The sequence below is a fragment of the Roseobacter sp. SK209-2-6 genome (genome assembly GCF_000169455.1).
Taxonomy (GTDB): domain Bacteria; phylum Pseudomonadota; class Alphaproteobacteria; order Rhodobacterales; family Rhodobacteraceae; genus Pseudophaeobacter.
Genome location: NZ_AAYC01000002.1, coordinates 307608 through 333873 on the forward strand (window position 1 = coordinate 307608; position 26266 = coordinate 333873).

Genomic DNA, 26266 nt, shown 5'->3' on the forward strand with positions numbered 1-26266 from the left:
CCTAGGCAAAAAGCTCATGCGCCAGTTCTAGGGCTTCGATGAGCTGATCAACCTCAGCAGTAGTGTTATAGAGGCCGAATGAAGCGCGGCAGGTTGCAGAAACTCCAAGGTGCTCCATCAAAGGACCAGCGCAATGGTGCCCGGCGCGGACAGCAACGCCTTTCTTGTCCAGGATCGTTGAAATGTCATGCGCATGGGCCGCTCCTTCAAGGGTAAAGCTGAATATAGCAGCCTTTCCTTGGGCTCGTCCCTGCAGGTTCAACCAATTCAACCCAGAAAATTTGGCCTGAGCATAGTCGCGAAGACTTGCTTCATGCGCGGCAATATTCTCCATCCCCAGGGACATCATATAGTCCAAGGCGACCCCAAAACCGATGGTTTGAACAATGCCGGGGGTCCCGGCCTCAAACTTCATCGGCGGATCATTGTAGACCACCTGATCCTTAGAAACCTCCTTGATCATATCTCCGCCACCCAGGAACGGGCGCATCTCTTTCATACGATCTGGATGAATGTAAATCGCACCCGAGCCGGATGGCCCGTAGAGTTTGTGCCCGGTAATGGCGTAGAAATCGCAACCGATATCCTGCACATCAACGGGCATATGGACCGCCCCCTGTGAGCCATCAACCAGGACCGGCACACCCTGTTCATGGGCTGCCTTTGTTATTGATTTCACATCCACTACGGTTCCTAAGACATTGGAACACTGCGTGATTGCAACAAGTTTAGTCTTTGGTCCAATAGCGTCGATCACCGCTTGCGGGTCTAGGCTCCCATCAGCTGCGGTATCTACCCATTTCAAAACGACGCCCTGGCGTTCCCGCAGGAAATGCCAGGGAACAATATTGGCATGATGCTCCATGACAGAGAGTAGAATTTCATCACCCGGTTCAAGGCGTGGCATGGCCCAACTATAGGCTACCATATTGATGCCTTCGGTCGTTCCGGAATTCAGAACAATATGGTTTTCATCCGCCGCATTCAGGAACTTGGCGATCACCCCACGCACTGCCTCATACTTTTCCGTGGCAAGATTTGAAAGATAGTGCAAGCCCCTGTGAACATTGGAGTATTCTTGAGAATAGGCTTGATTGATCGCATCAATAACCACCTTGGGTTTTTGTGCAGAAGCGCCATTATCCAGATAGGTCAGCGGCTTGCCGTTCACCTCACGCGCGAGAATAGGAAAGTCAGCGCGGATTTTTTCAACGTCATACATGTCCAGGCAGTCCAATATTTGCGGGGCCGATGAGGCCAGCGAAAAACATCATGGCAAAAAACAGTAGAATTGCAGCCATGACAACCACGGCTGCAGAACGCCAGAGCGAGGCAAAACCGTGTGCTTCATTGATAAAGTGCAAGAGCACAAAAACGAGGAACAGATTGCCCACTAATCCTAGCAAGCTGCCAAGAAGAGGAAGCGCAAACGTGAATACAATCACCAAGACCTGCAGAAAGAGCTGTACGACCTGGATCCAGATCAAAAGCGTCAACACAGGCAGAAACCGACCTTGCCCCCCCAGCCACCTGCCACCTACTGATAGGAGCAGCGCAAACAAAACCGTTAGCGCGGTTGAGATGATTATGTAGCTACCGGTGGAAAGCTTGAGGAAGGAGAGTTCCTCGGACAGTGGGAAAAGCAGGTTCATCACTGTGTAAGACAGCGCATTCAGCACGACAATCAGGCACAGGGCCGTCCAGATTGCCTCCCTTGAAAGCGGGCTGAGCAAGAGACTGCGTGCCGCTGCTCCCGGCTGCCTCAGCGTCAGAATTGCAAGAGGAAGAAGGCTTATCATGCGGATACCGACTCCTTAGCCCAATAGGCCTGGAACAGGCCTGCGCCCAGAAACCAGAGAAAGAACAGGGTCCAAATGGCGCCAACCAGGGTCAAGCCAGGGCTTGGACCAATCATACCTGCAACAAGCCCATTCAACAGCATCAAGGGGCTTGCAGCCAGAAAGGCCCAGAACAAGGCTAAGCGGGCAGCGTAACTTTCACTTTTTCCACCAAGTATCTTGGAAATAAGGTGAATTATCCACGCCAATGAGTAAAGGCCAAGTGGGGCTATGAAGATAATGCCCAGCAAGGCCCCGCCCATAAGCATATTCTGCTCCTGACCGGTCAGATGGGCTTCTCTGGCGATGGAGGGCATACGTGAGACGAACATTAGCGCACAGCCTGCCATCAGGATCGCCAGCAGACGATCCTCTCTCTGACCCATGGATAGAAGCCGTGCCATGACCTGGCGCGGCTTCCGATAGGTTTGCAGAATATCGCGGCTAACAGCCATCAGCGCCGCCGTGCAAGCCAGCCTTCAAGACGGGCAACAATGGCATCTGCGATTTCACCGTCTTCGATCTCCTCAACGGCTTCAGCCAGGAAAGCCAGCGTCAACAGGTCGGTGGCTTCACCTGCAGGAACGCCACGAGACCGCAGATAGAACAATGCTTCCTCGTCGATCGCACCAGAGGTGGATCCATGGGAGCAAGCCACGTCATCCGCATAGATTTCCAGCTCAGGCTTGGCCAGAAACTGACTGTCATCATCCAGCAAGAGGGATTGGCTGATCTGATATCCGTCGGTTTTCTGGGCATCCGGCTTTACTAGAATCTTACCCTGGAACACGCCGGTGGCACCATTGCGCAGAACCTTCTTAAAGACCTGACGGCTTTCGCAGTTCACCGCATCATGGGTGATGAAAACCGTATCATCATGATGGAAATCCCCATCACCAACACAGGCGCCTGCGATATGCGCAATTGCATCATCCCCAAGGAGTTCCAGCACAGCCTCGTTTCGGGTCAGCACACCATTGACGGTCAAAGTGAAGCTCTTGAAAACCGACTCCGTTCCCAGCCGCGCAAAGAGATGGGTGGCTGCCCGGCGTTCATGATCGCGCCCCTGAGCACGCACCAGATGCAGCTTGCCGGTATCGGCAATGTCGATCTCCATGCATTTGTTAAAGCGCGAGGCGGCCGGGCCGTTTTCCAGGATCGTTGCCTCGGCATCTGGCTCCACCCGGATCACGTGATGCAGGATCGCATCAGAGGCTTCGTCTGAATGGATATAGACAAAGTTGATCGGCTTGGACGGCTTTCCGGTGACATGGATCGCGACACCATCCTGCGCAAAGGCTGTGTTCAAAGCGGCCAGGGGGCGCTGTACTGGGGATTGACCGCGCGCTTCAAGAACGCCGTACAAGTCTTTGGCCCAATGAATGTCTTTGCAGCAGATATCGGCGATCCGATCAATCTGCACGCCTTCAAGGCTCAGATCGTCCGATTGCTCAGCGCTATAGACACCATCAACAAAAACGATCTGCAAGCGATCGAATTCATCAAACATTGGAGCTTCGCCAGTCTCAAAGACGGCGGCCTTTTGAACATCGCCAGTGGTCAGCGTATCAGGGCGGGTGTATTTCCAATACTCATCCCGACGGTTCGGCAGACCCATGGTCTGGACACGTGACAGGGCAGCTTGACGCGCAGTGCCAAGGCAGCCCCCTTCGGGCAGAGACATCTCTGCCAGGCGCGCCTCGGTGGCGCTTTGTTTTGCTTCTGCCAATGCCATCTTATGCAACCTCGGCCAGGATACCGGCGTAACCGTTGTTCTCAACTTCCAGCGCTAGCTCAGGACCGCCGGTTTTGACAATGCGGCCATTTGCCAGGATGTGCACAACATCGGGTTTGATGTGGTCCAACAGGCGCTGGTAGTGAGTGATGACGAGGAAACCGCGGCCTTCGTCACGCAGGGCATTGACGCCTTCGGCCACCAGTTTCATCGCATCCACATCAAGGCCAGAGTCGGTCTCATCTAGGATGCACATTTTGGGCTCAAGCATCGCCATCTGCAGGATTTCGTTACGCTTTTTCTCACCGCCGGAGAAACCAACATTGACCGGACGCTTCAGCATATCCGCATCAATCTTCAATTCTTTTGCCTTGGCTCGAATGGTCTTCAGGAAGTCAGCAGCTGAGAGCTCTTCTTCACCACGGGCCTTACGCTGTGCGTTCACGGCTGTGCGCAGGAAGGTCATATTGCCAACACCTGGGATTTCAACCGGATATTGGAATGCGAGGAAAACGCCAAGTGCCGCGCGCTCTTCCGGTTCCAGCTCCAAAAGATCTTCACCGGCCAGGGTTGCGCTGCCATCGGTGACCTCATAGCCATCGCGGCCAGAGAGAACATAGGACAGCGTCGATTTACCCGAGCCGTTCGGCCCCATGATCGCATGTACCTTGCCTGCCTCTACGGTTAGGTCCAGCCCTTTGAGGATCTGCTTGTCCTCGTCTTCAAGTTTGACGTGCAGGTTTTTGATTTCAAGCATCTTTCGCTCCTTATCGCGAAGTATTACAGGCCCTCAGGGTGAGGCTAGGCCGGAGGCCAATCCTCAAAATACCCCAGGGCGTTTATCTCTCCCTGGTGGCAAAAACCAACCAGGACATATTCAGCTGGATCGGGAAACCCCGACCAATCATTTTGCATCACCCAGGCGCTACCGCCCCCGGTCTGGGTCTTGACGGCGACACGATCCGCCCTGCCCTTCAACTCTTCAAAGCTGCGCATCAGGACCTGATCCTTTGGTCCTGCGACCTCCCACGGCAATTCACGCGCCATCAGATCAACGGCTGCCTGAACCAAAGACGGGTCCAGCCGGGCGTTGTCCTGATCTGCGGTGTATCCAAGGGAGGTCATGACGCAGTCGCCTTATCCGATCACCACGGCCGTACCGCTGGCAGAGACCATCAGCATGGATTGGCCAACAACCTCATAGTCGAGGTCAACACCAACCACCGCATTGGCGCCTTTGGACCGGGCGCGGTCTTCCAGCTCTGCCAGCGCGGTTTCCCGCGCATCCTGCAGCTTGCTTTCGTAGGCGCCAGAACGACCACCAACGATATCAGTGATGGAGGCAAAGACATCGCGCACCACATTGGCACCCATGATGGCCTCGCCCACGACGATGCCTTTGTATTCAGCGATCTGATAGCCTTCGACGGAAGGTGTGGTGGTGATGATCATTTTTCCTTTGCCTCTCTGAATTCTCGAAGTTGACGTTCCACCTCAAGTGCCCTCAACTCTCTAATTTCTGCTATGTCCTTTGCCTCTCGCTTGGCAATCTTCATTTGAATTGCATAGCCAAAAGCCCCGCCGGTAAGGCAACTAAGCGTTAGGCCAATGAAAAACCCTGCTGGAGAAGCAATCAAACTGTTTGGGTTAGCAAGGATGGCCACAACGGAGATGGAGCACAGTATTAACGCTAAAATCGCACCACTTCGAAGACCCCAATCTGTCCTAGGATACTTCAGATCGTTTAGCGTTGAATGTGCATCCATCTCATTCCCGGCCATATCTTACCCCACAGACCCTTCCAGCGAAATCGCAACCAGTTGCTGCGCTTCCATGGCGAATTCCATTGGCAGCGCTTGCAGCACGTCCTTGCAGAAACCGTTCACCACCAGGGCAACGGCCTCTTCTTCGTCCATGCCACGTTGACGGCAGTAGAACAGCTGGTCATCGTCCACCTTTGATGTCGTCGCCTCATGCTCCACGCGGGAAGAGTTGTTCTTGACCTCAATGTAGGGCACCGTGTGGGCCCCACATTTGTCGCCGATCAGCAGGCTGTCGCACTGGGTGTAGTTGCGGCTTTCCTTGGCCTTCGGGTGCATCGAGACCAAACCGCGATAGGTGTTCTGGGCCTTGCCGGCAGAGATCCCCTTGGAGACGATGCGCGACTTGGTGTTCTTGCCCAGATGCACCATCTTGGTGCCGGTATCGGCCTGCTGCATGTTGTTGGCAATGGCGATGGAGTAGAACTCGCCCTGACTTTCGTTGCCGCGCAGGATGCAGGAGGGGTATTTCCAAGTGACGGCGGAGCCGGTTTCAACCTGGGTCCACATGATCTTGGCGCGATCACCACGGCAATCGGCGCGTTTGGTGACAAAGTTATAGATGCCGCCCTTACCGTCTTCGTCACCGGGGTACCAGTTCTGCACGGTCGAGTATTTCACTTCGGCATCTTCTTCGATGATGATTTCGACCACGGCAGCGTGCAGCTGCGCGATATCACGCGCTGGGGCAGTACAACCTTCGAGATAGCTCACATAAGATCCCTTGTCGGCGATGATCAGAGTACGCTCAAACTGGCCCGTGTTTTCCGCATTGATGCGGAAATAGGTCGACAGCTCCATTGGGCAGCGCACGCCGGGCGGCACATAGACAAAAGATCCATCTGAGAAGACAGCCGAGTTCAGCGTTGCATAGAAATTGTCAGAGACAGGCACCACGGTTCCCAGGTATTTCTTCACCAGCTCAGGGTGTTCCTTGATCGCTTCCGAGATGGAACAGAAGATCACACCGGCCTTTTTCAACTCCGCCTGGAAGGTGGTGCCGACGGAAACGGAGTCAAACACCGCATCCACTGCTACCTTGCGACCTTCAGCAGGAGCGTCTTCTGCCCCTTCGACGCCGGCTAAAATCATTTGCTCTTTCAACGGGATGCCAAGCTTTTTGTAAGTTTCCAACAGCTTGGGATCAACTTCATCCAGCGATTTTGGCTTCACTTCCATCGACTTGGGACGAGCATAGTAATACTGATCCTGAAAATCGATTTCCGGGTAATCGACCATGGCCCAGGTGGGCTCTTCCTTTTGCAGCCAGCGCTCATAAGCCTCCAACCGCCAATTCAGCATCCACTCGGGCTCTTCGTTCTTTTCCGAGATCAGCTTGACGATATCGGTGGTCAGGCCCTTGGGGGCATATTCCATCTCGATATCGGTTTCCCAGCCGTATTTATAAGTGCCAACCTCGGCTACCGCATCGACGGTTTCCTGGTCTACACCTTCTTTGACTTGGGTCTGGTCCAAAGCGGCCATGATCTTCTCCTAGCGTCACGCCACGCGGGCGCAGTGTTTCTTGTATTTCTGCAGCCATGCCTCAGCAAAGCGCAGTACATCTTCTTCTGTTGTCTCTGGCCCCAGGCTCACCCTTACAGCGCTCTGGGCGGTTTCCTGGTCAAATCCCATCGCGGTCAAAACGGCACTGGCCCGAACTTTCCCGCTGGAGCAAGCGCTTCCGGCGCTGATCGCAAAGCCAGAGAGGTCCATCTGCATGACCTGTGTTTCCCCTTTCCAGCCGGGAACGGCGAAACAACTTGTGTTCGGCAGACGCACAGCATCTTTGCCAGCACAAATAATCTCTGGAGCGCCAGCTGCAAGAGCTTCTTCCATGAGATCGCGCAGCTTTTCAACGCTCTCCCAGGTCCCCGCAGCCAGGTTCTGCGCCGCAGCTTCGGCCGCGGCACCAAAACCAGCGATTCCAATCACATTTTCGGTGCCAGAGCGCCGCCCCATCTCTTGACCGCCGCCTTTGATCTGGGCTGCCAAATCGGTTCCACGCGGCATGACAAGGGCTCCAATGCCTTTGGGTCCGCCCAGCTTATGGGCCGAGATCAGTGCCATTCCAACGCCCAGCCAATTAAAAGCGATTGGCAGTTTGCCAAAAGCCTGTGTGACGTCACTCACAGCGAGTCCCTGCGGCAGTTTTTGAACAACACCGGTTTCAGAGTTGGCCAGCTGCAGGGCGCTGTGTTCTGGCGCCTCGATGCTGACTTCTCCATTGCAGGAAACGGATAGATCCTCTTTGATCCAAGCTCTTATGGCGTCGTGTTCAACTGGAGCCCCATGCAGATCTTTTCCGGCGAGCGCGAGAGAAGCGCCTTCCGTAGACCCAGAGGTAAACACAATATCGGCACCATCTGCCCCAAAGGCAGCGGCCACCTGTGCGCGCGCTCTTTCAACTATAGCTTTTGCAGCCCGCCCTTCCTCATGTACCGAAGAGGGGTTCCCGCAAATATCCATTGCAGCGATCATCGCCTCTCGTGCCTTTTGGCACAGAGGTGTTGTGGCGTTATGATCTAGATAAACACGTTTCATAGAGTCATCTTTTTCGACTGAGGCGGCCAAGATTTTTCGGCCAGAACCTTACTCCGCATCTACAACATCAAAGAGACAAGGAACAGCGGGACACGGGGCCATATCATTGTTGATCACATCTGAAAGACGGGTTTGGTGAAGGAAAACATAGACATGCGCGCTGAGGCTCTGCCAAAGACGGTTGGTCAAGGACTGTGCGCGACTACCGCTCGCCCCACCAGAGGCTCCGGCCCCTTTATGCATCGCGTCTACCGTCTCATCGACCGCAGAAAGAATGTCTACAACCCTTATTTCTGATGCAGGGCGCGCCAACCGATATCCGCCGCCAGGCCCACGCACAGAGGTAACCAATTCAGCCCGGCGCAATTTGACAAAGAGCTGCTCCAGATAGGGCAAAGAAATATCCTGGCGCTTGGAAATATCTCCAAGAACGACCAAAGTCCCTTCTGGCTGCAAAGCTATATCAGACAGCGCCACCATGGCGTAGCGGCCTTTGGTCGAAAGTTTCATCTTTCTGCATCTCCAAACAGATGCCTACGCCGCGAAAACATTGACCTTATGGGCATCAGTGCGTATCTGACCCTAACGGTGCAATGCAATGGCCTGCGCCAGCAATTAGAATTGTTCTAAGATGCCCGATGGAAAACGTCAAGTTTTCCTGAAGGGGATCTGCAGAAAATGAGAATAGGATTCAACTGCCCATGCCTGAGGTCATTTTTCCTGGACCCGAAGGCCGCCTGGAAGGCCGCTATCACCCCCAAAAAGAAAGAGACGCCCCGATTGCCATCGTGCTGCATCCGCACCCGCAATTTGGCGGCACTATGAACAACAAGGTTGTCTATAACCTGCACTACGCCTTCTACAACATGGGCTTTACGGTGCTGCGTTTTAACTTTCGTGGCGTTGGCCGTAGCCAGGGCGAATATGATCAGGGTGTGGGTGAGCTTTCCGATGCGGCCTCAGCACTGGATTACCTGCAATCCATGAACAACAATTCCAAACATTGTTGGGTTGCCGGTTTCTCTTTTGGAGCCTGGATCGGAATGCAGCTGCTTATGCGTCGCCCGGAAATCACCGGATTCATTTCCGTCGCTCCTCCGGCAAATATGTATGATTTCTCATTCCTTGCGCCCTGCCCTTCATCTGGCCTGATCATCAATGGCACATCGGACCGTGTTGCCCCGCCAGCGGATACTTTTGGACTTGTGAACAAGCTTCACGAGCAAAAAGGCATCACCATCACCCACACAGAAGTCGAAGGCGCCGATCACTTCTTCCAGGGGGATCACATGGATAGCCTGATGGATCACACCACCGAATATGTGAAGCGCCGCCTGACAGAGAACACACGCTGATGGGAACCATTGAAAGGCTTGCTGAAAAGCTGGCTGAAGACACGTTGAAAGTTCAGGATGCTCTGGGCGAAGATCGTTTCTATATGGAGGTCGCCCAGGTTTTAGGCGCGGCCTCTCAGTCGTTGGAAGAAGCCTTTCTAACCGAAATCCGAGTGAGCCTCGCGGACCGAAAGGCCCGCGAGTTTATTTCAAAAAAACTTGCACAGGTTCAGCGAGAGCTTGAGGAGAAAGCCAAAGGATGACCAGCCGGATACAAGCGCAGTTCGATTTCTTACTCGAAGCAGACAAATTGCGCAGTGTAGAGAGGCAAAATCTCATCCTGGATTGCTCACGACCTGAGAATTCCGCAGAACACAGCTGGCATTTGGCACTCTACGCGCTTGCTCTGGTCCCGATGGCAGGCGATGAGGTTCAGATTGAGCGTGTGATACAGATGCTATTGTTGCATGACCTCGTCGAAATCGATGCCGGAGATCACCCAATTGATGAAGAGCACGACTGGAATGCGGTAGAAAAAGCGGAACAAAAAGCGGCCGAGCGGCTCTTTGGTCTACTACCGGATGACCAAGCGGCCGAATTTCACGCGCTTTGGTCCGAATTTGAAGCCGCAGAAAGCGCTGATTCCCGGTTCGCAAAGCAGCTGGATCATTGTCAGCCTATCTTTCAGACCCTCTGCGCCGAAGATCCAATTCCCGAACATGTCGAGGTGGTGCGCAACAACCTGTTTGGTGGCCGCGCCGCGCGCCTGGAACATAGCCAACCTCTTCTGTTCAAGCATGCTGTTGCACTGCTTGAAAAGGCCGAAAGGGAATCCGACACAGATCTTGAACAGCGGCTTGCTTTCCTCAACGAGGCGGACGCGTTGAAATTGATCCTCCGGGCGACAAGGCTGGGAGATGGCTCACGTCGGGAGAATTCTGCGGAACACAGTTGGCACATCATGCTATATGCTTGGGTCCTGTCTGAATACGCATCCTCCCCGATTGATCCCTTCCGTGTTCTTCAGATGCTTCTGTTGCATGACATCGTTGAGATCGACGCAGGCGACAGCCCAATCCACGGCGGTCTGAGTGAGCAGGAACTTGCAAATCTAGAAAAGCTCGAACTTGCAGCCGCGGATCGTCTTTTTGGCCTACTGCCAAGTGAACAATCACGAGAATTCAAATCCTTATGGGTGGAATTTGAATCTGCCACCAGCGCGGATGCCGTTTTTGCCAAGTCGATAGACCGTGTTCAACCGCTCTTACTGAACCTGGCAAATGGCGGCGGTAGCTGGCGGGACTATGATGTCAGCATGCCACAGCTGGAGCAAAGGGTTGGAGTAAAAGTTAACCGTGGCGCTCCGGATGTGTGGAGCTTTGTCAAAGCCAAAGTTGAGCCCTGGTTTACTGAGCAAGGGCGCATATAGCGCGCCCTGCTTTCTTTGCGATGATTTTGTCCCCTAAGGGATAGCTAGGCCGCATCTGAACAGCTGTCATCGATACCATAGCGAGTTGGATCAAAAGCCTCGATCCTCACCTCTTCCCCATTGAGTGTCAGGAACTGACCCGGTTTCAATTCCGTCCAACCATCCTGCTCAGCTTCAAGAGGTTCGGAAACAACAGTCCAACCGGAAGAAACTTCGTTCCAGCGATAATAAAGCGATGGGGCGATGTGATCGGATGAGTACCGCGCAGCATAGAGCACCTCTCCATCGGAGAGAGCCGCAGAAAGGCGCATGTGTGGCGCACAACCGCGTTTGCGAGAAAGCTGCTCCAGTTTCGCGACGGCTTTTTCCAGTGATGCCAGAGGGTTGGTTGCTAGACCTTCCTTTAGCGCGATGAGAAAGAGAACCTCGCTGTCGGTCGCTCCCTTGCGATGCTCATAGAGATCATCTGGAATGCACATATCAGCATATCGGCGAAAACCTTCAAAGCCGCCAACCTGTCCATTGTGCATAAAGCTCCACTTACCAGCGCTAAATGGGTGACAGTTGTTGCGGCTAATCGCAGACCCTGTCGACGCCCTAACATGTGACAGGAATAGTCCAGATTTCACCTGATTAGACAACGCCCGCAGGTTTGGGTCTGACCAGGCAGGATAGACATCTCGATAGAGTCCAGGCTCCGGTCGATGATCATACCAGGCCAATCCAAATCCGTCACCATTCGTGCTTGTCTTGCATTCATGTGCTTCCACGCTCTGCGCCACCAGGGAATGCTGGGGTAAGGAAATGACATCTTCCATAAAAATGGGAGTTCCAACATAGGCTGCCCAACGGCACATTTCTCTGATCCTTATGTGAATTGTCCTGACTCTTGCCAATCTGAGCAGGAAGAATAAGGGAATGTTCTTCATATTCAGCTAAAGTCGGAACACTGTTCCGCTGCGCAATAACCTTTGTCGGCTTCATGGTCGACCGCAGGCTTTGCACAGGTACCTGTTCAGCTGTGCTGAAAATCAACTGAAACCTGATTCAATTTCTGGACTGTCTGTACAAGAAGTGATCAGGTACCCGGAACTGACCCACTCCCTTAAAAAAGGATTCTGCCATGCCGGTGCATTACCTGTATTTGATCGTGGCTATCATCACAGAAACCATCGGCACCTCTGCCCTGCAGGCCAGTCAGCAATTTACCAAATTCTGGCCTTCAGTTCTGGTGCTGCTGGCCTATGGATTTTCCTTTTACATGATGGGCCTTACGCTCAAGTTCATGCCCGTTGGTATTGTCTATGCAATCTGGTCGGGGCTTGGGGTGGTCTGCATTGCTCTCATTGGGCTCATTGTATTTGGCCAACGACTGGACTGGCCCGCCATTCTAGGCTTGGCTTTGATCATTTTGGGCGTGCTGGTCATCCACCTATTTTCCAAATCCGTCAGCCACTAGCAGCTTTTTCAAAGCAAAAGCTCATTCGCAATGCAGCTTTGGCTCTGCTTGCTGCTGTTTACCGTCTTTTCCTCTGGCCTTTGGGCTGGGTTCGGGCTATGCGCGGCGCAACTTCCTTACAAAGGCTGACGACGTCATGGATATGCGCAACATTGCGATCATTGCTCACGTGGACCACGGGAAAACCACCCTGGTTGATGAGCTGCTGAAACAATCCGGCGCCTTCCGCGAAAACCAGGCTGTGGCAGAGCGCGCCATGGACAGCAATGACCTGGAGCGCGAGCGGGGCATCACCATTTTCGCCAAGCCGACCTCGGTCGAGTGGAATGGCACCCGGATCAACATCGTTGATACCCCGGGTCACGCCGACTTCGGTGGCGAGGTTGAGCGTATCCTCTCTATGGTTGATGGCGTTGTTTTGCTGGTTGATGCGGCCGAAGGCCCTATGCCGCAGACAAAGTTTGTGACTTCCAAGGCGCTCGCCCTGGGTCTGCGCCCCATCGTGGTGCTGAACAAGGTCGACAAACCAGATGCAGAGCCTGATCGCGCCCTTGATGAGTGCTTTGATCTCTTTGCTTCGCTGGATGCAAATGAAGACCAGTTGGACTTCCCTCATATGTATGCCTCTGGCCGCAATGGCTGGGCTGATGCAGAACTGGACGGTCCACGCAAGGATTTGCACGCGCTTTTCAACCTGATTGTCAACCATGTGCCAGAGCCAAAACAGGTGAAGAAGCAGGATGATGATTTCCGCATGCTGGCGACGACCCTGGGTAGTGACCCCTTTGTCGGACGTCTGCTGACTGGCCGGGTGGAATCTGGCACGCTCAAGGTTGGTGCAACCGTGCAGGCGCTGACCCGCATCGGCCAAAAGATCGAACAGTTCCGAGTCACGCGCATCCAGGCTTTCCGTGGTCTGGCGCAACAGGACATCGAAGAAGCACAAGCCGGCGACATCGTTTCCATCGCAGGTATGGCGAAAGCCACAGTAGCAGATACCATCTGCGCTCTGGCCGTTGATGAGCCGCTTGATGCACAGCCCATCGATCCCCCAACCATCACTGTGACTTTTGGCATCAATGACAGTCCGCTGGCCGGCCGTGACGGTAAGAAAGTGCAATCTCGTGTAATCCGCGATCGCCTGATGAAAGAGGCCGAGAGCAACGTTGCCATCAAGATCGCGGACACCCCCGGCGGTGAGGCTTTTGAAGTCTCTGGCCGTGGCGAATTGCAGATGGGCGTTCTGATCGAAAACATGCGTCGTGAAGGCTTTGAGCTGTCGATCTCCCGCCCTCAGGTGATCATGCGTGAAGAAGACGGCAAACGCATGGAGCCCATTGAGGAAGCAACCATCGATGTGGATGATGAGTATTCTGGCGCCGTCATCGAAAAGCTGACTGGCACCCGCAAAGGTGAACTGGTTGAAATGAGGCCTGCAGGAGCCGGTAAGACGCGCATTATCGCACATGTGCCTTCCCGCGGTCTGATCGGCTATCACGGTGAATTCCTGACCGATACCCGTGGTACTGGCGTTCTGAACCGGGTGTTCCACGGCTGGGCACCGCACAAAGGGGCGATCCCGGGCCGTCGTGCAGGCGTTCTGATCTCAATGGAGAATGGCCAATCCGTCGCTTATGCGCTGTGGAATCTGGAAGATCGCGGCAAGATGATGATCGGCGCTCAGGCTGATGTCTATACCGGCATGATCATCGGCGAACACTCTCGCGACAACGATCTGGAAGTGAACCCTTTGAAAGGCAAAAAGCTCACCAACGTTCGTGCTTCGGGTACTGATGAAGCAGTGCGGCTGACCACCCCGATCACGCTGTCTCTGGAAGAAGCGATTGCTTATATCAACGACGACGAACTGGTCGAGGTCACCCCGAACAGTGTGCGTCTGCGCAAGCGGTACCTGGACCCACATGAGCGCAAGCGCATGTCCAAGGCGAACGCCTGATAGAACAGTAAACGGCGGTAGAGAAATCTACCGCCGTTTTTCAATTGGCTCGACTAGTTATCTGACAAATGCGTGACACTGTCGCCAACAGCTAGTCGCCCCGGTTGCTCCACTTCTGCATACCATCCCCCGTGCCCTCGCATGGCATTGTAGCCACCCTGCCCCAGCACCTCTTCCATACGAGAACAGGGCGGGCATGGCCCAGAAATTTGCAGAACAGCTTCACCAATCTGTAGATGAGCTTTGCGTAAAGCAGCCAGATTGATCCCGGAAACAACCAGGTTTCGGCGTAAGTCTTCCGGTCTCACGCACTCACGCGCAGCTAGGCGCGCAATGACGGGCAGATGTTCTTTTTGGATCAGCGTAATCGCCCTTTTGCCAGCTTTGCTGTGATCTCCGTTCAAGCCATCTAGTGTGATCTCAGCCTCATCAGGCGTTAGCAGATCCTCACGGCGCGCAGGGCGTAGACCAATCCACGCCACCTGTCCATTGGTGGCGTGGCGCTTTAGCATCTCCGCAAATGCGGTGACCATTACTCGGAAGTTTCCACCACCATCAGTTCACGCTCTGATGCACCGCGCGCGTGGTTCAGCGCTTCCTGATACTCTGGGCTGTGGTAGCAGTTTACCGCTGCATCGACATCCGGAAACTTTGCTACAACGTTCCGCGGGCGTTCCTTGCCTTCCAGCTGCACAAACCGTCCCCCACGAGCGATAAAGGTTCCGCCATGTTTGGCGATGGCCGGACCAGCCAGCTCAGCATATTTGCCATAGGCATCAGCATCGGTGACGGTCACATGTGCAATCCAGAGTGCGGGCATTGAAGAGGCCTCCTACAGTTATGATCTTTCCGGCAGCCTAAGCTTTTTGCCGGAAAGACCAAGTATTTTTTGACCGAATGGTCAGCTTGCAAGGAGAGCTTCGGCTGCCCTGATCGCCTCTTCGGCTCCGGCAAAGTCCTTGCCGCCGCCCTGAGCCATATCAGGACGTCCACCGCCCCCTTTCCCGCCAACTGCAGGAACAGCTGCTTTAAGGACATCAACAGCAGAGATGTCGCTGGTCAAATCCTCAGTGACGCCAGCGGCCACTGCGACTTTGCCGTCATCTTCAGCAATAAGCAGGATCACACCGGACCCGATGTTCTGCTTATGCGCATCAATCAAACCGCGCAAATCTTTGCCTGAAACTCCCTGCAAGGCTTGGGCTAGGAATTTCTTGCCACCGATCTCTTTGGCTTCGCTCCCGCCAGCTGCACCACCGCCCATGGCAACCTGCTGTTTGAGGTTCGAAATCTCATTTTGGAGCGCCTTGCGTTCGTCCATCATGGCCTTCAGGCGATCCATCACCTCAGCGGGCTGAGCCTTTAACGCCCCAGCAATCTCGGCCATCCGGCTTGCCTCACGCTCCAGATACGCATAAGCGGCAGCGCCAGTCAGCGCTTCGATGCGGCGCACCCCAGCAGAGGAAGCGCTGTCGCCCAGAATGACAAAGGTGCCGATATCACCGGTTTGTTTTACATGGGTGCCACCGCAGAGTTCGATGGAATAGGTCTGGCCATCATGCCCTTTGCCGGTCTCGGCTTTACCCATGGAAACAACGCGAACCTCTTCGCCATATTTTTCACCAAATAGCGCCTGAGCGCCCAGGTCACGGGCATCATCAGGGGTCATGATGCGGGTGGTCACTTCGGTGTTTTGACGAATGAAATCATTCACTTCCGCACCAACCTTCACCAACTCTCCCGCACTCATCGCCTTATTGTGACTAAAGTCAAAGCGCAGACGATCATCCGCATTCAAAGAGCCTTTTTGTGCAACATGCTCACCCAATGCGTTGCGCAGAGCTTCGTGCAACAAGTGGGTGGCAGAGTGATTGGCCCGGATCTGGCTGCGGCGTTTATGGTCCACTTCCATCGCCGCCCCAAGGCCAACCGCGATTTGCCCTTCTGTCACCTCAGCGATATGCAGGAAAAGGCCTTCGACCTTTTTCGTATCGCTAACCACAGCAGTACCACCTTCGACAGTCAGAACACCGCTGTCACCAACCTGACCACCGCTTTCGCCATAAAACGGGGTTTGGTTCAGGATGATCTGGACGGTCTCACCTCTTCCAGCGCTTTCGACCTTCGCACCATCTTTGACGATTGCAGCAATCTGGCCCTCGGCTTTTTCAGTTTCATAACCGAGGAACTCGGTTGGGCCGGATGCGTCGAGGATGTCAAAATAGACCTTCACATCCGCTGCTTCACCAAGCCCGATGCCGCCCGCACGTGATTTCTCTTTCTGCTCCTTCATGGCGGCATCAAACCCTTGGGTATCGACCTCGATCTCTTTGGCGCGTAGCGCGTCCTGCGTAAGATCGAGAGGGAAACCATAGGTATCGTAAAGCTTGAACGCAGTCTCACCGGAAAGCGTATCGCCCTTATCCATATCAGCAGATGCATCATCCAGAAGTTTAAGACCGCGATCCAAAGTCTTGAGAAAGCGGGTTTCTTCCTGCTCGAAGGTCTCTTCAATCAGGGCTTGACCCTGTCCAAGTTCTGGATAGGCGGCGCCCATCTTTTGCACCAATGCTGGCACAAGTTTGTGCATCACTGGGTCTTTCGCCCCTAGAAGCGAGGCGTGGCGCATGGCGCGACGCATGATGCGACGCAACACATAACCACGACCTTCATTCGAGGGCAGAACCCCCTCGGCAATCAAGAATGAGCAAGAGCGCAGATGATCCGCGATCACCCGATGGTGGACATTCTGATCACCAAAAGGATCCGTGCTCGTCACATCAGCCGAGGCCTCGATCAGTGACTTGAAAAGGTCAGTCTCATAGTTGTCATGGGTACCCTGCAAAAGCGCCGCAATTCGCTCCAAGCCCATACCGGTATCGATGGACTGCATTTCCAGATCAATCATTGATCCATCAGCGAATTTCTCGTTCTGCATAAAAACGAGGTTCCAGATCTCAATGAAGCGATCGCCATCTTCTTCGGGTGAGCCGGGAGGGCCTCCCCAAATGTGATCACCGTGATCATAGAAAATCTCGGTGCAGGGGCCACAGGGGCCCGTATCCCCCATTTGCCAGAAATTATCGGAGGTGGCGATGCGAATGATCCGATCCTCTGGAACCCCGATTTTCCTCCAGATTTCAAAGGCTTCATCGTCGGTGTGGTAGACGGTTGTGTAAAGCCGCTCCTTTGGAACTACGAGTTCCTTTGTGATCAGTTCCCAGGCAAAAGGGATGGCTTCGTTCTTAAAGTAGTCACCGAAGGAGAAGTTCCCGAGCATCTCAAAAAAAGTATGGTGACGTGCAGTATAGCCGACATTGTCAAGGTCGTTGTGCTTGCCCCCTGCCCGGACACATTTTTGCGAGGTTGTCGCGCGTTTGTAATCCCGCGTTTCAACCCCGGTGAAACAGTTCTTAAATTGCACCATACCCGAGTTGGTAAACATCAAGGTTGGGTCGTTGCGCGGCACCAGCGGGCTAGAGGCGACCACCTCATGACCTTGCTTGGCAAAGTAGTTCAAAAAGGTTGAGCGGATATCGTTCAGCGTCGCCATAGATCAGGGTCCATTTCGGGCATTGTCTCAGTTGCACAGAGGTTTATCCCCCCAGCCTTCGCCTGTCCACTGCTGGCGATCAGAGGGAAGATGCAAAAAGGACGCGGCTCATGCCGCGCCCTCCAATTTTAGCTCCGATAGCAGGATGGTTGTGATCAGGCTTCCAGGATGTCATCCTCACCGCCCAGTTCGGGCCGGTCGAAATCCAAACCATGGGCTGCTCTGATTTTATCTTCGATATCAAAAGCCGTCTCAGGATGGTCACGTAGGAATTGCTTGGCGTTCTCACGGCCCTGGCCAATTCGCTCATCCCCGTAAGAGAACCAGGCGCCAGACTTATTGACCACACCCGCTGCGACACCAAGATCCAAGAGCTCTCCCATTTTGGAGATACCTTCACCATACATGATGTCGAATTCGACCTGCTTGAACGGGGGCGCGACCTTGTTTTTGACAACCTTGACCCGTGTCTGGTTGCCGACAACTTCGTCACGATCCTTGATAGCACCAATCCGGCGAATATCCAGTCGTACAGAAGAGTAGAATTTCAAGGCGTTACCGCCTGTAGTTGTTTCAGGCGAACCAAACATAACGCCGATCTTCATCCGGATCTGGTTGATAAAGATCACCATACATTTGGACCGATTGATCGATCCGGTCAGCTTGCGCATTGCCTGGCTCATCAGGCGAGCCTGCACACCAACGTTGGAGTCCCCCATATCACCTTCGAGTTCGGATTTTGGGGTTAGTGCGGCGACAGAATCGACAATGACCATATTCACCGCACCTGATCGCACCAGGGTATCGGTGATTTCCAGAGCCTGCTCACCGGTATCAGGCTGCGAAATTAGCAGCTCATCCAAATCGACACCCAGTTTTGCAGCATATTGCGGGTCCAGCGCGTGTTCCGCATCAACAAAGGCGCAGACGCCGCCCTTTTTTTGCTGTTCCGCAATGCAATGCAGCGTCAGCGTTGTTTTACCCGAGCTTTCGGGCCCGTAGATTTCAACAATACGCCCCATTGGTAGGCCGCCAATACCCAGTGCGATATCCAGCCCCAGAGAGCCTGTCGAGCTGGCCTCAATCTCCTGCATGGCGTTTCCATCGCCAAGCTTCATAATCGAGCCCTTGCCAAACTGTCGCTCAATCTGTGCGAGAGCGCTATCCAGTGCCTTTTGCTTGTCACCGCTTGCTTTGTTTTTCATGGTCAAAAGATCCGCCATTGCCCTTGTCCTCTACTATGTGTCACAGAGCTGCGCCAGCGGCAATCACTGCTTTGTTCCCGTGTTGTTCCTTATGGGACCAAAAGGAGAACAAAGCAATGCAATTCTACTTCTATTCAGCGCAAAAAATGGGTGATATGCTCAGAAAAAATTTCAACTCAATGAAAATACAGATTAGGGATTTTCGTTAGATGCTTGTTTTTTATAGTGAAAGACTAGTCCTTCTTTCGGTACCAAAAACCGGAACCACCGCCTTTCAAGAGGCGCTGCTTGCGCGCGCAGATATGTCTATTTCTGATCCACCGCAACTGAAACATGCTCCACTATATCGCTACAATCGTTGGATTCGCCCTATGTTCGAACGGGTTTGCGACGCTGAGCTGGAGGTTGCTGCGGTTGTGCGCGAACCAATTTCTTGGTTGAGCAGTTGGTACAGGTACCGGAAGCGGCCTTTTCTGGATGGGAAAGAGAATTCAACAAAGGAAATCTCCTTTGACGACTTCGTTCGCGCCTACTGCAAGGGAAAGCCGCCAAGCTACGCCAATGTTGGAAGTCAGGCCAAGTTTCTTGAGGCACAGCCAAACGGTTGTGCAGTCAAACATTTGTTCCGTTACGAAGAACAAGATAAACTGGTCGCGTTCTTGAATGACCGACTAAAATTTGATCTGAACCTGCCGCGCAGGAATGTCAGCCCAAACGTAGCAACGCCTCTCAAACCGGATATCGAAGCACTGCTACGTCGGAAAAGACCTGAAGAGTTCACTCTCTACGAAAGCATCAAGTAAAGAAATATGCTTTTAATTTCAGATTCTTGAGGGGCTTCTGTCACCCCGTTAATGCAACTGCTGATGCACCGTTTCAGTGAGCTGGTTGAGCGAAAATGGCTTGGGAAGAAAAACTGAATTCGGAACATTCGGTTCCGCTTCGCCAAAGGCGCCCTCAGCATAGCCTGAGACAAATACCACCCTCGTATTTGGGCGTTCTTTGAGTGCTTCACGAACCCAAGTTGGCCCATCCATCCCAGGCATGACTACATCGGTGACAAAGACATCCACATTTAGGCTGGGATCTTCCAAGGTGCGCAGAGCATCTTCTGCAGATTCCGCTTCTAGGACGGTATATCCGCGCATCCTGAGGGCGCGTGACGCAAAGGCCCGAACAGGGGCCTCATCTTCAACCAGAAGGACAACACCTTCGCCGTGCTGGGCTGCAGCCACTGGTTTGGGAGGTTCTGCAACTGCCGGGCTTTTTTCTGAATCCTCCTGGAAAACTGGGAAAAAGAGGGTGAACTGTGTCCCCTTGCCAACAACGGAGTCGACAAAAATATAGCCTCCAGTTTGCTTGATAATCCCATAAACAGTTGAGAGCCCAAGGCCGGTGCCCTCACCCGTTCTCTTGGTGGTATAGAAGGGTTCAAAAACATTCTGGAGCTTGTCAGGGGCAATGCCGATCCCCTCATCACTCACCTTGACAGTTACCCAATCCCCTTCTGGGACAGATACACGGTCCCGCTTCAGTGGCTTGTCCAGCACAACCGCCTCGGTCCGGACGCGGATTTCGCCACCGTTTGGCATCGCGTCACGGGCATTCACCACCAGGTTCATCAGAACCTGTTCCAGCTGCCGTTTGTCCGCACGAATAGAACGCATAACCGGATCATGGCTAAGCGTTAGTGTCACCTTCTCCCCAACCAATCTGTTCAAAAGATGCGTGAGATCCGAGAGCGTATCTCGTACATCCAGAACTTCGGGCAGCAGGGTTTGTTTCCGCGAGAAGGCAAGCAACTGACTGACCAAAGCCGCCGCCCTATTGGCGTTCTCATGGATTTGGATCAGGTCTCCGTAGTCCTGATCCCCTTGATCATGACGCAGCAAAAGTAGATCGCAATGCCCTGAAATCGCAGTCAAAAGATTGTTGAAATCATGGGCCACACCACCTGCAAGCTGACCAATCGCCTGCATCTTCTGGCTTTGCACAAACTGGGCCTCGAGGGTCTTCAGTTCCGTTGCATCATTCAAAACTGCAACAAGGACGGTTTTTCCGTCTTCGATCACCCTGCTTAATGTGACCTGAACATAGACTTCCTTGTCCGCGCGGGACAAGCGTAGGAATTCGGATTTATTGGAAGCAAGGCCATCAGCCGTGTCTCGCAGCCAGTCAGACATCGGTCTGCCGAGCCCTTCCATCATCTGTGCCAGTTTCAAGTTCTCCCGGCTCTTCAGCCCCAGCATGGAAACGGCCATGCGGTTTAGCGACAGAACATCACCAGACGGCGTGAGCTTGATCAAGGGAACCGGCATGTGTTCAAAACTTGCCTGTGGCCCCGAGACTTCAGAGCTATTGATCTCTATCATATAGATTTCAGAGCGCCCCTGGGTGCGATTTAGTTGTCTGATAACAACGTCTTTGGGTCCGTTCTTCGTGCTGATCGTATTCACCGCTCCGCTGTTTGCCGGAAGGCTTGGAAACAGGCGGTCAGTAGATTTGATGCGCTCCCCGATAAGGGTACGCGCGGTTTCATTCATGAAGAGAACGGCCCCGGTTCGTCCCACGGTTATCATGGGGATGGGGATGCTCTCTTGGTTGCGATTGCCAGAGGGGCGTTCGGCCACATCCTCAATCCGCCAGAGGAAACTTCCACCGTGCATCTGGTGAACGGCGAGACGAACATGCCCCCTGCGGGTCACAATATCCTCGCGCGCCGCACCTTCGTATTTGGCCCGGCTTTGCAGTCTGAACAAAACGGCCGAAGGGTTTGCAAGAATGGAACGCAATGTCGCCGCAAGGGTGTCTCGCTCTGCATCCTTATAGCGGGTCTGCGCTGCCTGATTGCAGGCGTGGATGCAGCCATCTTCATCGGTGACAAAACTGGGAGTGGCATCTTTTTCGATAAAGCCGGTCAACAGCTCCACGGCCATTGCTCTTGCATTCAGACGAAGCCGAGCCTGAAACACCATTAGCAACGAGACTGCCAGAAGGGTGAAACCAACAGCCAACAATCCACGCAGAATCCAATCGGGCCAGGATAGAAATCCCGGCAGGACGATCAGAGCAACTGCAAAAACCAGAGTTCCGGCAAGCCGAATATGTTCAGGATGAGAGATCCGAAGCATCGGCACAGAGGTAGTTTGGCGTTCTGCCATAGTCACTCCGGTATTTGTTGGCAACTCCGTCATAACTCAGACAAAAGTCTTAAGGCCCTGTTAAGGTCGCGGTAGCTTTTCTTCTGGAATACCTAACAATCTGCCGTGGCTCGCGTCAACACGCTGACAAAGAAGCCATCTGTTCCTTCATGGGTTTTCCAGCTTTTGCGCGCCGTCTCAGACCACCCTGAATGTCTCGCCAGGAATGCTTGGACCTGATCTTCGTTTTCTTCCGCCAGCATAGAACAGGTAGCATAGGCCAAGGTACCCGTTGCGCTGATCAACTGCGTGGCTTGGTCCAAAATACCAGCCTGCAGGGCCTTGATTTCATCAAGACGGTCACGGGAAAGGTTCCATTTCCCTTCCGGAGCCCGACGCCAAGATCCAGACCCCGAACATGGCGCATCGCAAAGAACCAGATCATATGGTCCTGTCCTGGCAAGCTGTTCGGTGGCAAGGAGAGCGATACGGGCACCTGCCCTTTTCGCACGGTCTGGAATATCCTTCATACGCTTTTGCTCGATGTCATGGGCAAAAAGTTTGAGCTTAGCTGCAGCAGCCATGGCCAGGCTTTTCCCGCCACCTCCGGCGCAAAGATCAAGTACGTTCAGCCCATCTTCCAGCGGCAGCACATCAATAACAGCCTGGCTGGCCGCATCCTGCAACTCAACAAGTCCACAGAGATAGGCTTGGCTATTGCGCAAACGACGTGCGTTGGAGGTTACTTCCAGTGCCCAGGGGCTGGCGGGATGCGCCGCGCTGTCTATGCCCTCCTCTGCAAGTGCCTTTTGTGCCGCCTCTACTGTTCCTTTTAGACGGTTGACGCGAAGGTGAACCGGCGCACGCCCTTGCAATGCTGCAGCAGCTAGCGGGGCATCTTGCCCCAGGCTTTGCGAAAAGGAGTTCCAGAGCCACTCAGGGATATCCAGCTCTTCAGCTTCGCTTGAAAACTGCCCCGCCGCCCCCCTCTCAGACAGAGTTAACTCGGAAGGAGCATGCCCCTCGCCGGTAAAGAAGGCGGAAGGATCTTCGCCCTTGTGGCGCAAAAGTCCAAGGATCAGGCCGCGCCCGGTCTTGGCCCCGCCCAAAACCGCATAGGATCGCAAGCAGCGCAGAGACTGGAAAACGTGATCGCGCACCGCTGCGCGATCCTTGGAACCCGCAAAACGACTGCGTCTGCCCCAGGCAGTCAGCTGCTGCTCAGCTGACTTGCCGACAAGGATTTGATCCAGGATTTCGATGGCCGCCTGCAGGCGGGCAGCAGGGGTCACGCCCCTGCCCCTTTTGGCCAGACGGTCATCTCAGCCTCCATGATTTAGCCGATACGATAGTTCGGGCTCTCGCGGGTGATTTGAACGTCATGGACGTGGCTTTCTTTCAGCCCTGCACCGGTGATACGAACAAAGGAACAGTTCTTGCGCATCTGATAGACCGTTGCACTCCCGGTGTAGCCCATGGCGGCGCGCAGCCCACCGACGAGCTGATGAATCACCGCGCCTGCGGCCCCTTTGTAGGGAACCTGTCCTTCGATCCCCTCGGGCACCAGCTTGTCGCTGGCGGCATCCTTCTGGAAGTAACGATCAGCGGACCCACGTGCCATCGCCCCCAGAGATCCCATACCCCGATAGGATTTGAACGACCGGCCCTGATAGAGAATGACTTCGCCGGGGCTTTCATCGGTTCCTGCAATCATCGAGCCCACCATGGCACAAGAGGCACCAGCGGCAATTGCCTTGGCAAAATCGCCCGAGAACTTAATGCCACCATCAGCAATCACTGGAGTTTCACCCGCCGCTGCGGCGCAGTCCATAATTGCGGTCAACTGCGGCACACCCACGCCGGCCACCATGCGAGTGGTACAGATGGAGCCAGGACCGATGCCAACTTTGACAGCATCCGCGCCTGCATCGATCAAAGCTTTGGTTGCCTCTGCAGTGGCCACATTACCTGCGACAACTTGCACATTGGAATTAAACGACTTTATTCGCTTCACGGCGTCGATGACACCGGCGGAATGACCATGAGCCGTATCCACAACAACGATGTCTACGCCCGCATCGATCAAAAGTTCGGAACGCGCGAAGCCGCTATCGCCCACGGAACTCGCCGCCGCGACACGTAAACGACCCAGTTCATCCTTGCAGGCTGTCGGGTTCAGAACCGCCTGTTCGGTATCTTTCAGGGTCAAAAGTCCGGTCAGCTTGCCTTCACCATCGGTTACCAGAAGCTTTTCAATACGGCGCGCGCGCATCATGGATTTGGCTTCATCCAGGTCCGCCGGCTCTTGCAACATGGCCAGATTGTCAGAGGTCATCATCACGGAAACGGGTGTCTGATCGTCGCTGGCGAAACGCATATCCCGGTTGGTGACAATGCCGACCACGCGACCCTCACCGTCTACCACGGGAAAGCCTGTCACCCGATACCGCTCCTGCAGAGCCTTTGCATCCGCAAGCGTTTGATCCGCTGTCAGCGTGATTGGATTGTAAACAATACCGCTCTCAAAGCGTTTTACCCGGCGGACTTGCTTTGCCTGCTCTTCCGCATCCAGGTTCTTGTGAATAACCCCCATGCCGCCGGCCTGCGCCATGGCGATGGCCATCCGCGCCTCGGTGACCGTATCCATGGCAGAGCTCATGAGAGGTATGTTAAGGTCGATTGTTCGAGTGACGCGTGTCCGCGTATCCGCCGTGCTGGGTAGGACGTCAGACGCGCCTGGAACCAGTAGAACATCATCAAAGGTGAGTGCCTCACGAATCTGCATTTGAAACCCCTATGCAAAAGCCCGTTTGACGGTGACCCTATGGCACAGAAGCTTGGGATGCGAAAGGGGCCTGGAGAAGAAAACCCGCTTTGCAGTCGGCTTTGGAAACTATCGTTCCGCCTGGCTGATCTGCATCAAAGCTCGTCACCTTTGGATCGTACAGATCTAGTTCACCCCAAGGGACAACTAAGAGAGCAAAAGGAAGACGGCTTTGGATCCTGAAAGCAATAGGCCCCTGGAGGGGATCGTCATCGCGGACCTGACCCATGTTTTGGCTGGTCCTTTTGCCAGCATGACCTTGGCGGATTTGGGCGCACGCGTTATCAAGATCGAACGCCCAGGTCTTGGGGATGACACACGCGCATTCCCTCCGTTCAAAGCGGGTAAGAGTGCCTATTTCGCGACCATAAATCACAGCAAAGAAAGCATTTCACTTGATCTTAAGTCTGCGCCGGACCGGTCTGTTTTTGAACAGATTATCTCCCGTTCAGATGTCATCCTAGAAAACTATCGCCCAGGTGTCATGGAGCGCTTGGGCTATGGATGGGAAGAGCTACATGAAAGGCATCCGCGTCTTATCTATGGTGCTGTTTCCGGATTTGGGCATAGCGGTCCTGATGCTCTGAAACCTGCCTATGATATGGTTGTGCAAGCCCGCGGTGGGATCATGTCCATCACTGGTGAGCGAAATCGTGAGCCGGTGCGTGTTGGGGCCTCAATAGGTGATCTTGCGGCAGGTATGTTTTTGGCTCAGGGAATTCTTGCGGCCCTCTTGCACCGGGAAAAAACAGGGCGCGGGCAGAAGGTTGACGTTGCAATGCTGGACAGTCAGCTGGCTTTGCTGGAGCATGCGATCTCCCTGACCTCCGTCACAGGAACACCACCGCGCCCCTCCGGAGCGCGCCACCCCTCCATCACGCCATTTGAGACCTTCCACGCAGAAGACACTCTGTTTGTGATAGCTGCGGGAAATGACGCTCTGTTTCAGCGATTGTGCAATGTACTTGACCTTCCCCTGGCGGATGATGCCAGGTTTGCGACAAATCCCGAACGTTGTAAAAATGCCCGTCTTTTGAAACGCTTAATAGAGGCAGTTACCATCGACAAACCCGCATCCTATTGGATAGAAAAACTCACACGTGAGGGCATTCCCACCGGGCCTATCCAGAATGTCAAAGAAGTGCTGGAAGACCCCCAGATCCTGGCGCGAAACATGGTTGTCGACGTATTGGACCGAGATGGCAAAGCGGCCTTTGTCGCGGCAGGCAATCCAATCAAAATGTCAGAATTAGCGGATCCTTCTGACAGGCCTGCCGCCCCCCTTCTCGATGAAGATCGTGCCGCAATTCTTGAGTGGCTAGACCACTAGCACCGCCGGGGACAGGCGTAGTTTGAATTTCTCAGAAACCCCACTCTGCTGCTGGGAATATACAAAAAATGACGCCGACGTTACAGTTTATGGCGTTC

Annotated in this window: 26 protein-coding genes; 7 read left to right on the forward strand and 19 right to left on the reverse strand. The window is 54.1% G+C overall.

The genetic code is table 11. The features are described 5' to 3' along the window. Position 1: 1 nt before the first annotated feature. From RSK20926_RS04630 to RSK20926_RS04680, 11 genes are read right to left on the reverse strand one after another with little or no spacing between them, the layout of a single operon-like run. The gene (locus tag RSK20926_RS04630) at positions 2–1222 is read right to left on the reverse strand and encodes a cysteine desulfurase (protein ID WP_008204734.1); all 1221 of its coding nucleotides are present in this window, start codon (positions 1220–1222) and stop codon (positions 2–4) included. Next, positions 1215–1799, reverse strand: coding sequence for a YIP1 family protein (locus tag RSK20926_RS04635; protein WP_008204736.1), 585 nt, complete (start codon positions 1797–1799; stop codon positions 1215–1217). Before RSK20926_RS04635 ends, RSK20926_RS04630 begins: the two co-directional genes overlap by 8 nt. Further along, positions 1796–2293, reverse strand: coding sequence for a YIP1 family protein (locus RSK20926_RS04640; RefSeq protein ID WP_008204738.1), 498 nt, complete (start codon positions 2291–2293; stop codon positions 1796–1798). Before RSK20926_RS04640 ends, RSK20926_RS04635 begins: the two co-directional genes overlap by 4 nt. Beyond that, positions 2293–3573 (reverse strand): SufB/SufD family protein, encoded by a 1281-nt coding sequence (locus RSK20926_RS04645; protein WP_008204740.1) that lies wholly within the window; start codon positions 3571–3573, stop codon positions 2293–2295. The genes RSK20926_RS04640 and RSK20926_RS04645 overlap by 1 nt, the downstream gene beginning before the upstream one ends. A gap of 1 nt (position 3574) precedes the next feature. Next, a complete protein-coding gene (gene sufC, locus RSK20926_RS04650; RefSeq protein WP_008204742.1) occupies positions 3575–4330 on the reverse strand; it encodes a Fe-S cluster assembly ATPase SufC in 756 nt (251 codons plus the stop codon). A 44-nt stretch (positions 4331–4374) separates the two neighbouring features. Beyond that, entirely contained in the window at positions 4375–4698 is a 324-nt protein-coding gene (locus tag RSK20926_RS04655; protein ID WP_008204744.1) for a hypothetical protein, read from the reverse strand. 12 nt (positions 4699–4710) lie between these two features. Further along, entirely contained in the window at positions 4711–5025 is a 315-nt protein-coding gene (locus RSK20926_RS04660; protein ID WP_008204745.1) for a heavy metal-binding domain-containing protein, read from the reverse strand. Continuing rightward, positions 5022–5354: a hypothetical protein gene (locus RSK20926_RS04665; protein WP_008204747.1), complete on the reverse strand. Its 333-nt coding sequence runs from the start codon at positions 5352–5354 to the stop codon at positions 5022–5024. Before RSK20926_RS04665 ends, RSK20926_RS04660 begins: the two co-directional genes overlap by 4 nt. A 3-nt stretch (positions 5355–5357) precedes the next feature. Next, the gene (gene sufB / locus RSK20926_RS04670; RefSeq protein WP_008204748.1) at positions 5358–6878 is read right to left on the reverse strand and encodes a Fe-S cluster assembly protein SufB; all 1521 of its coding nucleotides are present in this window, start codon (positions 6876–6878) and stop codon (positions 5358–5360) included. Between the two features lie 15 nt (positions 6879–6893). Then, positions 6894–7937, reverse strand: coding sequence for a cysteine desulfurase family protein (locus RSK20926_RS04675; RefSeq protein ID WP_037253927.1), 1044 nt, complete (start codon positions 7935–7937; stop codon positions 6894–6896). Positions 7938–7985: 48 nt separating this feature from the next. Beyond that, positions 7986–8447: an Rrf2 family transcriptional regulator gene (locus tag RSK20926_RS04680; RefSeq protein WP_008204751.1), complete on the reverse strand. Its 462-nt coding sequence runs from the start codon at positions 8445–8447 to the stop codon at positions 7986–7988. A 191-nt stretch (positions 8448–8638) separates the two neighbouring features. Here RSK20926_RS04680 and RSK20926_RS04685 point away from each other — a divergent pair, with 191 nt between their 5' ends. The 3 genes from RSK20926_RS04685 to RSK20926_RS04695 are packed head-to-tail and all read left to right on the forward strand — an operon-like array spanning position 8639 to position 10700. Continuing rightward, positions 8639–9292: an alpha/beta hydrolase gene (locus RSK20926_RS04685; RefSeq protein ID WP_008204752.1), complete on the forward strand. Its 654-nt coding sequence runs from the start codon at positions 8639–8641 to the stop codon at positions 9290–9292. After that, positions 9292–9534, forward strand: coding sequence for a hypothetical protein (locus RSK20926_RS04690; RefSeq protein WP_008204753.1), 243 nt, complete (start codon positions 9292–9294; stop codon positions 9532–9534). The genes RSK20926_RS04685 and RSK20926_RS04690 overlap by 1 nt, the downstream gene beginning before the upstream one ends. Beyond that, complete coding sequence (locus RSK20926_RS04695; RefSeq protein ID WP_008204754.1) at positions 9531–10700, forward strand: HD domain-containing protein; 1170 nt, start codon at positions 9531–9533, stop codon at positions 10698–10700. Before RSK20926_RS04690 ends, RSK20926_RS04695 begins: the two co-directional genes overlap by 4 nt. Before the next feature lie 44 nt (positions 10701–10744). Here RSK20926_RS04695 and RSK20926_RS04700 read toward each other — a convergent pair whose 3' ends face one another. Further along, entirely contained in the window at positions 10745–11557 is an 813-nt protein-coding gene (locus RSK20926_RS04700) for a class II glutamine amidotransferase (protein ID WP_037253763.1), read from the reverse strand. Between the two features lie 266 nt (positions 11558–11823). On the opposite strand from RSK20926_RS04700, the gene RSK20926_RS04705 reads away from it, so the two are divergent. Both RSK20926_RS04705 and typA read left to right on the forward strand, forming a co-directional pair. Then, positions 11824–12159 (forward strand): DMT family transporter, encoded by a 336-nt coding sequence (locus RSK20926_RS04705; protein ID WP_008204756.1) that lies wholly within the window; start codon positions 11824–11826, stop codon positions 12157–12159. Between the two features lie 136 nt (positions 12160–12295). Next, the gene (gene typA, locus RSK20926_RS04710) at positions 12296–14116 is read left to right on the forward strand and encodes a translational GTPase TypA (RefSeq protein WP_008204757.1); all 1821 of its coding nucleotides are present in this window, start codon (positions 12296–12298) and stop codon (positions 14114–14116) included. A gap of 53 nt (positions 14117–14169) precedes the next feature. On the opposite strand, the gene RSK20926_RS04715 is transcribed toward typA, so the two are convergent. The 4 genes from RSK20926_RS04715 to recA all read right to left on the reverse strand — a co-directional run bounded on the left by RSK20926_RS04715 (position 14170) and on the right by recA (position 18892). Then, entirely contained in the window at positions 14170–14649 is a 480-nt protein-coding gene (locus RSK20926_RS04715) for an MOSC domain-containing protein (RefSeq protein ID WP_008204758.1), read from the reverse strand. Continuing rightward, positions 14649–14936, reverse strand: coding sequence for a DUF1330 domain-containing protein (locus RSK20926_RS04720; protein WP_008204759.1), 288 nt, complete (start codon positions 14934–14936; stop codon positions 14649–14651). Before RSK20926_RS04720 ends, RSK20926_RS04715 begins: the two co-directional genes overlap by 1 nt. A gap of 81 nt (positions 14937–15017) precedes the next feature. Next, positions 15018–17669 carry an alanine--tRNA ligase gene (gene alaS, locus RSK20926_RS04725; protein ID WP_008204760.1) on the reverse strand — a complete coding sequence of 884 codons (2652 nt, stop codon included), beginning with the start codon at positions 17667–17669 and terminating at the stop codon, positions 15018–15020. Positions 17670–17824: 155 nt separating this feature from the next. Then, the gene (recA, locus tag RSK20926_RS04730) at positions 17825–18892 is read right to left on the reverse strand and encodes a recombinase RecA (RefSeq protein ID WP_008204761.1); all 1068 of its coding nucleotides are present in this window, start codon (positions 18890–18892) and stop codon (positions 17825–17827) included. Positions 18893–19083: 191 nt separating this feature from the next. Here recA and RSK20926_RS04735 point away from each other — a divergent pair, with 191 nt between their 5' ends. Further along, complete coding sequence (locus RSK20926_RS04735) at positions 19084–19677, forward strand: sulfotransferase family 2 domain-containing protein (protein WP_008204763.1); 594 nt, start codon at positions 19084–19086, stop codon at positions 19675–19677. A 48-nt stretch (positions 19678–19725) separates the two neighbouring features. Here RSK20926_RS04735 and RSK20926_RS04740 read toward each other — a convergent pair whose 3' ends face one another. The 3 genes from RSK20926_RS04740 to guaB form a co-directional block, all read right to left on the reverse strand. Continuing rightward, positions 19726–22035 (reverse strand): ATP-binding protein, encoded by a 2310-nt coding sequence (locus tag RSK20926_RS04740; RefSeq protein WP_008204764.1) that lies wholly within the window; start codon positions 22033–22035, stop codon positions 19726–19728. 92 nt (positions 22036–22127) lie between these two features. Then, a complete protein-coding gene (locus tag RSK20926_RS04745) occupies positions 22128–23306 on the reverse strand; it encodes an RsmB/NOP family class I SAM-dependent RNA methyltransferase (RefSeq protein WP_008204765.1) in 1179 nt (392 codons plus the stop codon). A gap of 44 nt (positions 23307–23350) precedes the next feature. After that, complete coding sequence (gene guaB, locus RSK20926_RS04750; protein ID WP_008204766.1) at positions 23351–24799, reverse strand: IMP dehydrogenase; 1449 nt, start codon at positions 24797–24799, stop codon at positions 23351–23353. 211 nt (positions 24800–25010) lie between these two features. On the opposite strand from guaB, the gene RSK20926_RS04755 reads away from it, so the two are divergent. Beyond that, positions 25011–26168, forward strand: coding sequence for a CaiB/BaiF CoA transferase family protein (locus RSK20926_RS04755; RefSeq protein WP_008204768.1), 1158 nt, complete (start codon positions 25011–25013; stop codon positions 26166–26168). Positions 26169–26266: the final 98 nt, after the last annotated feature.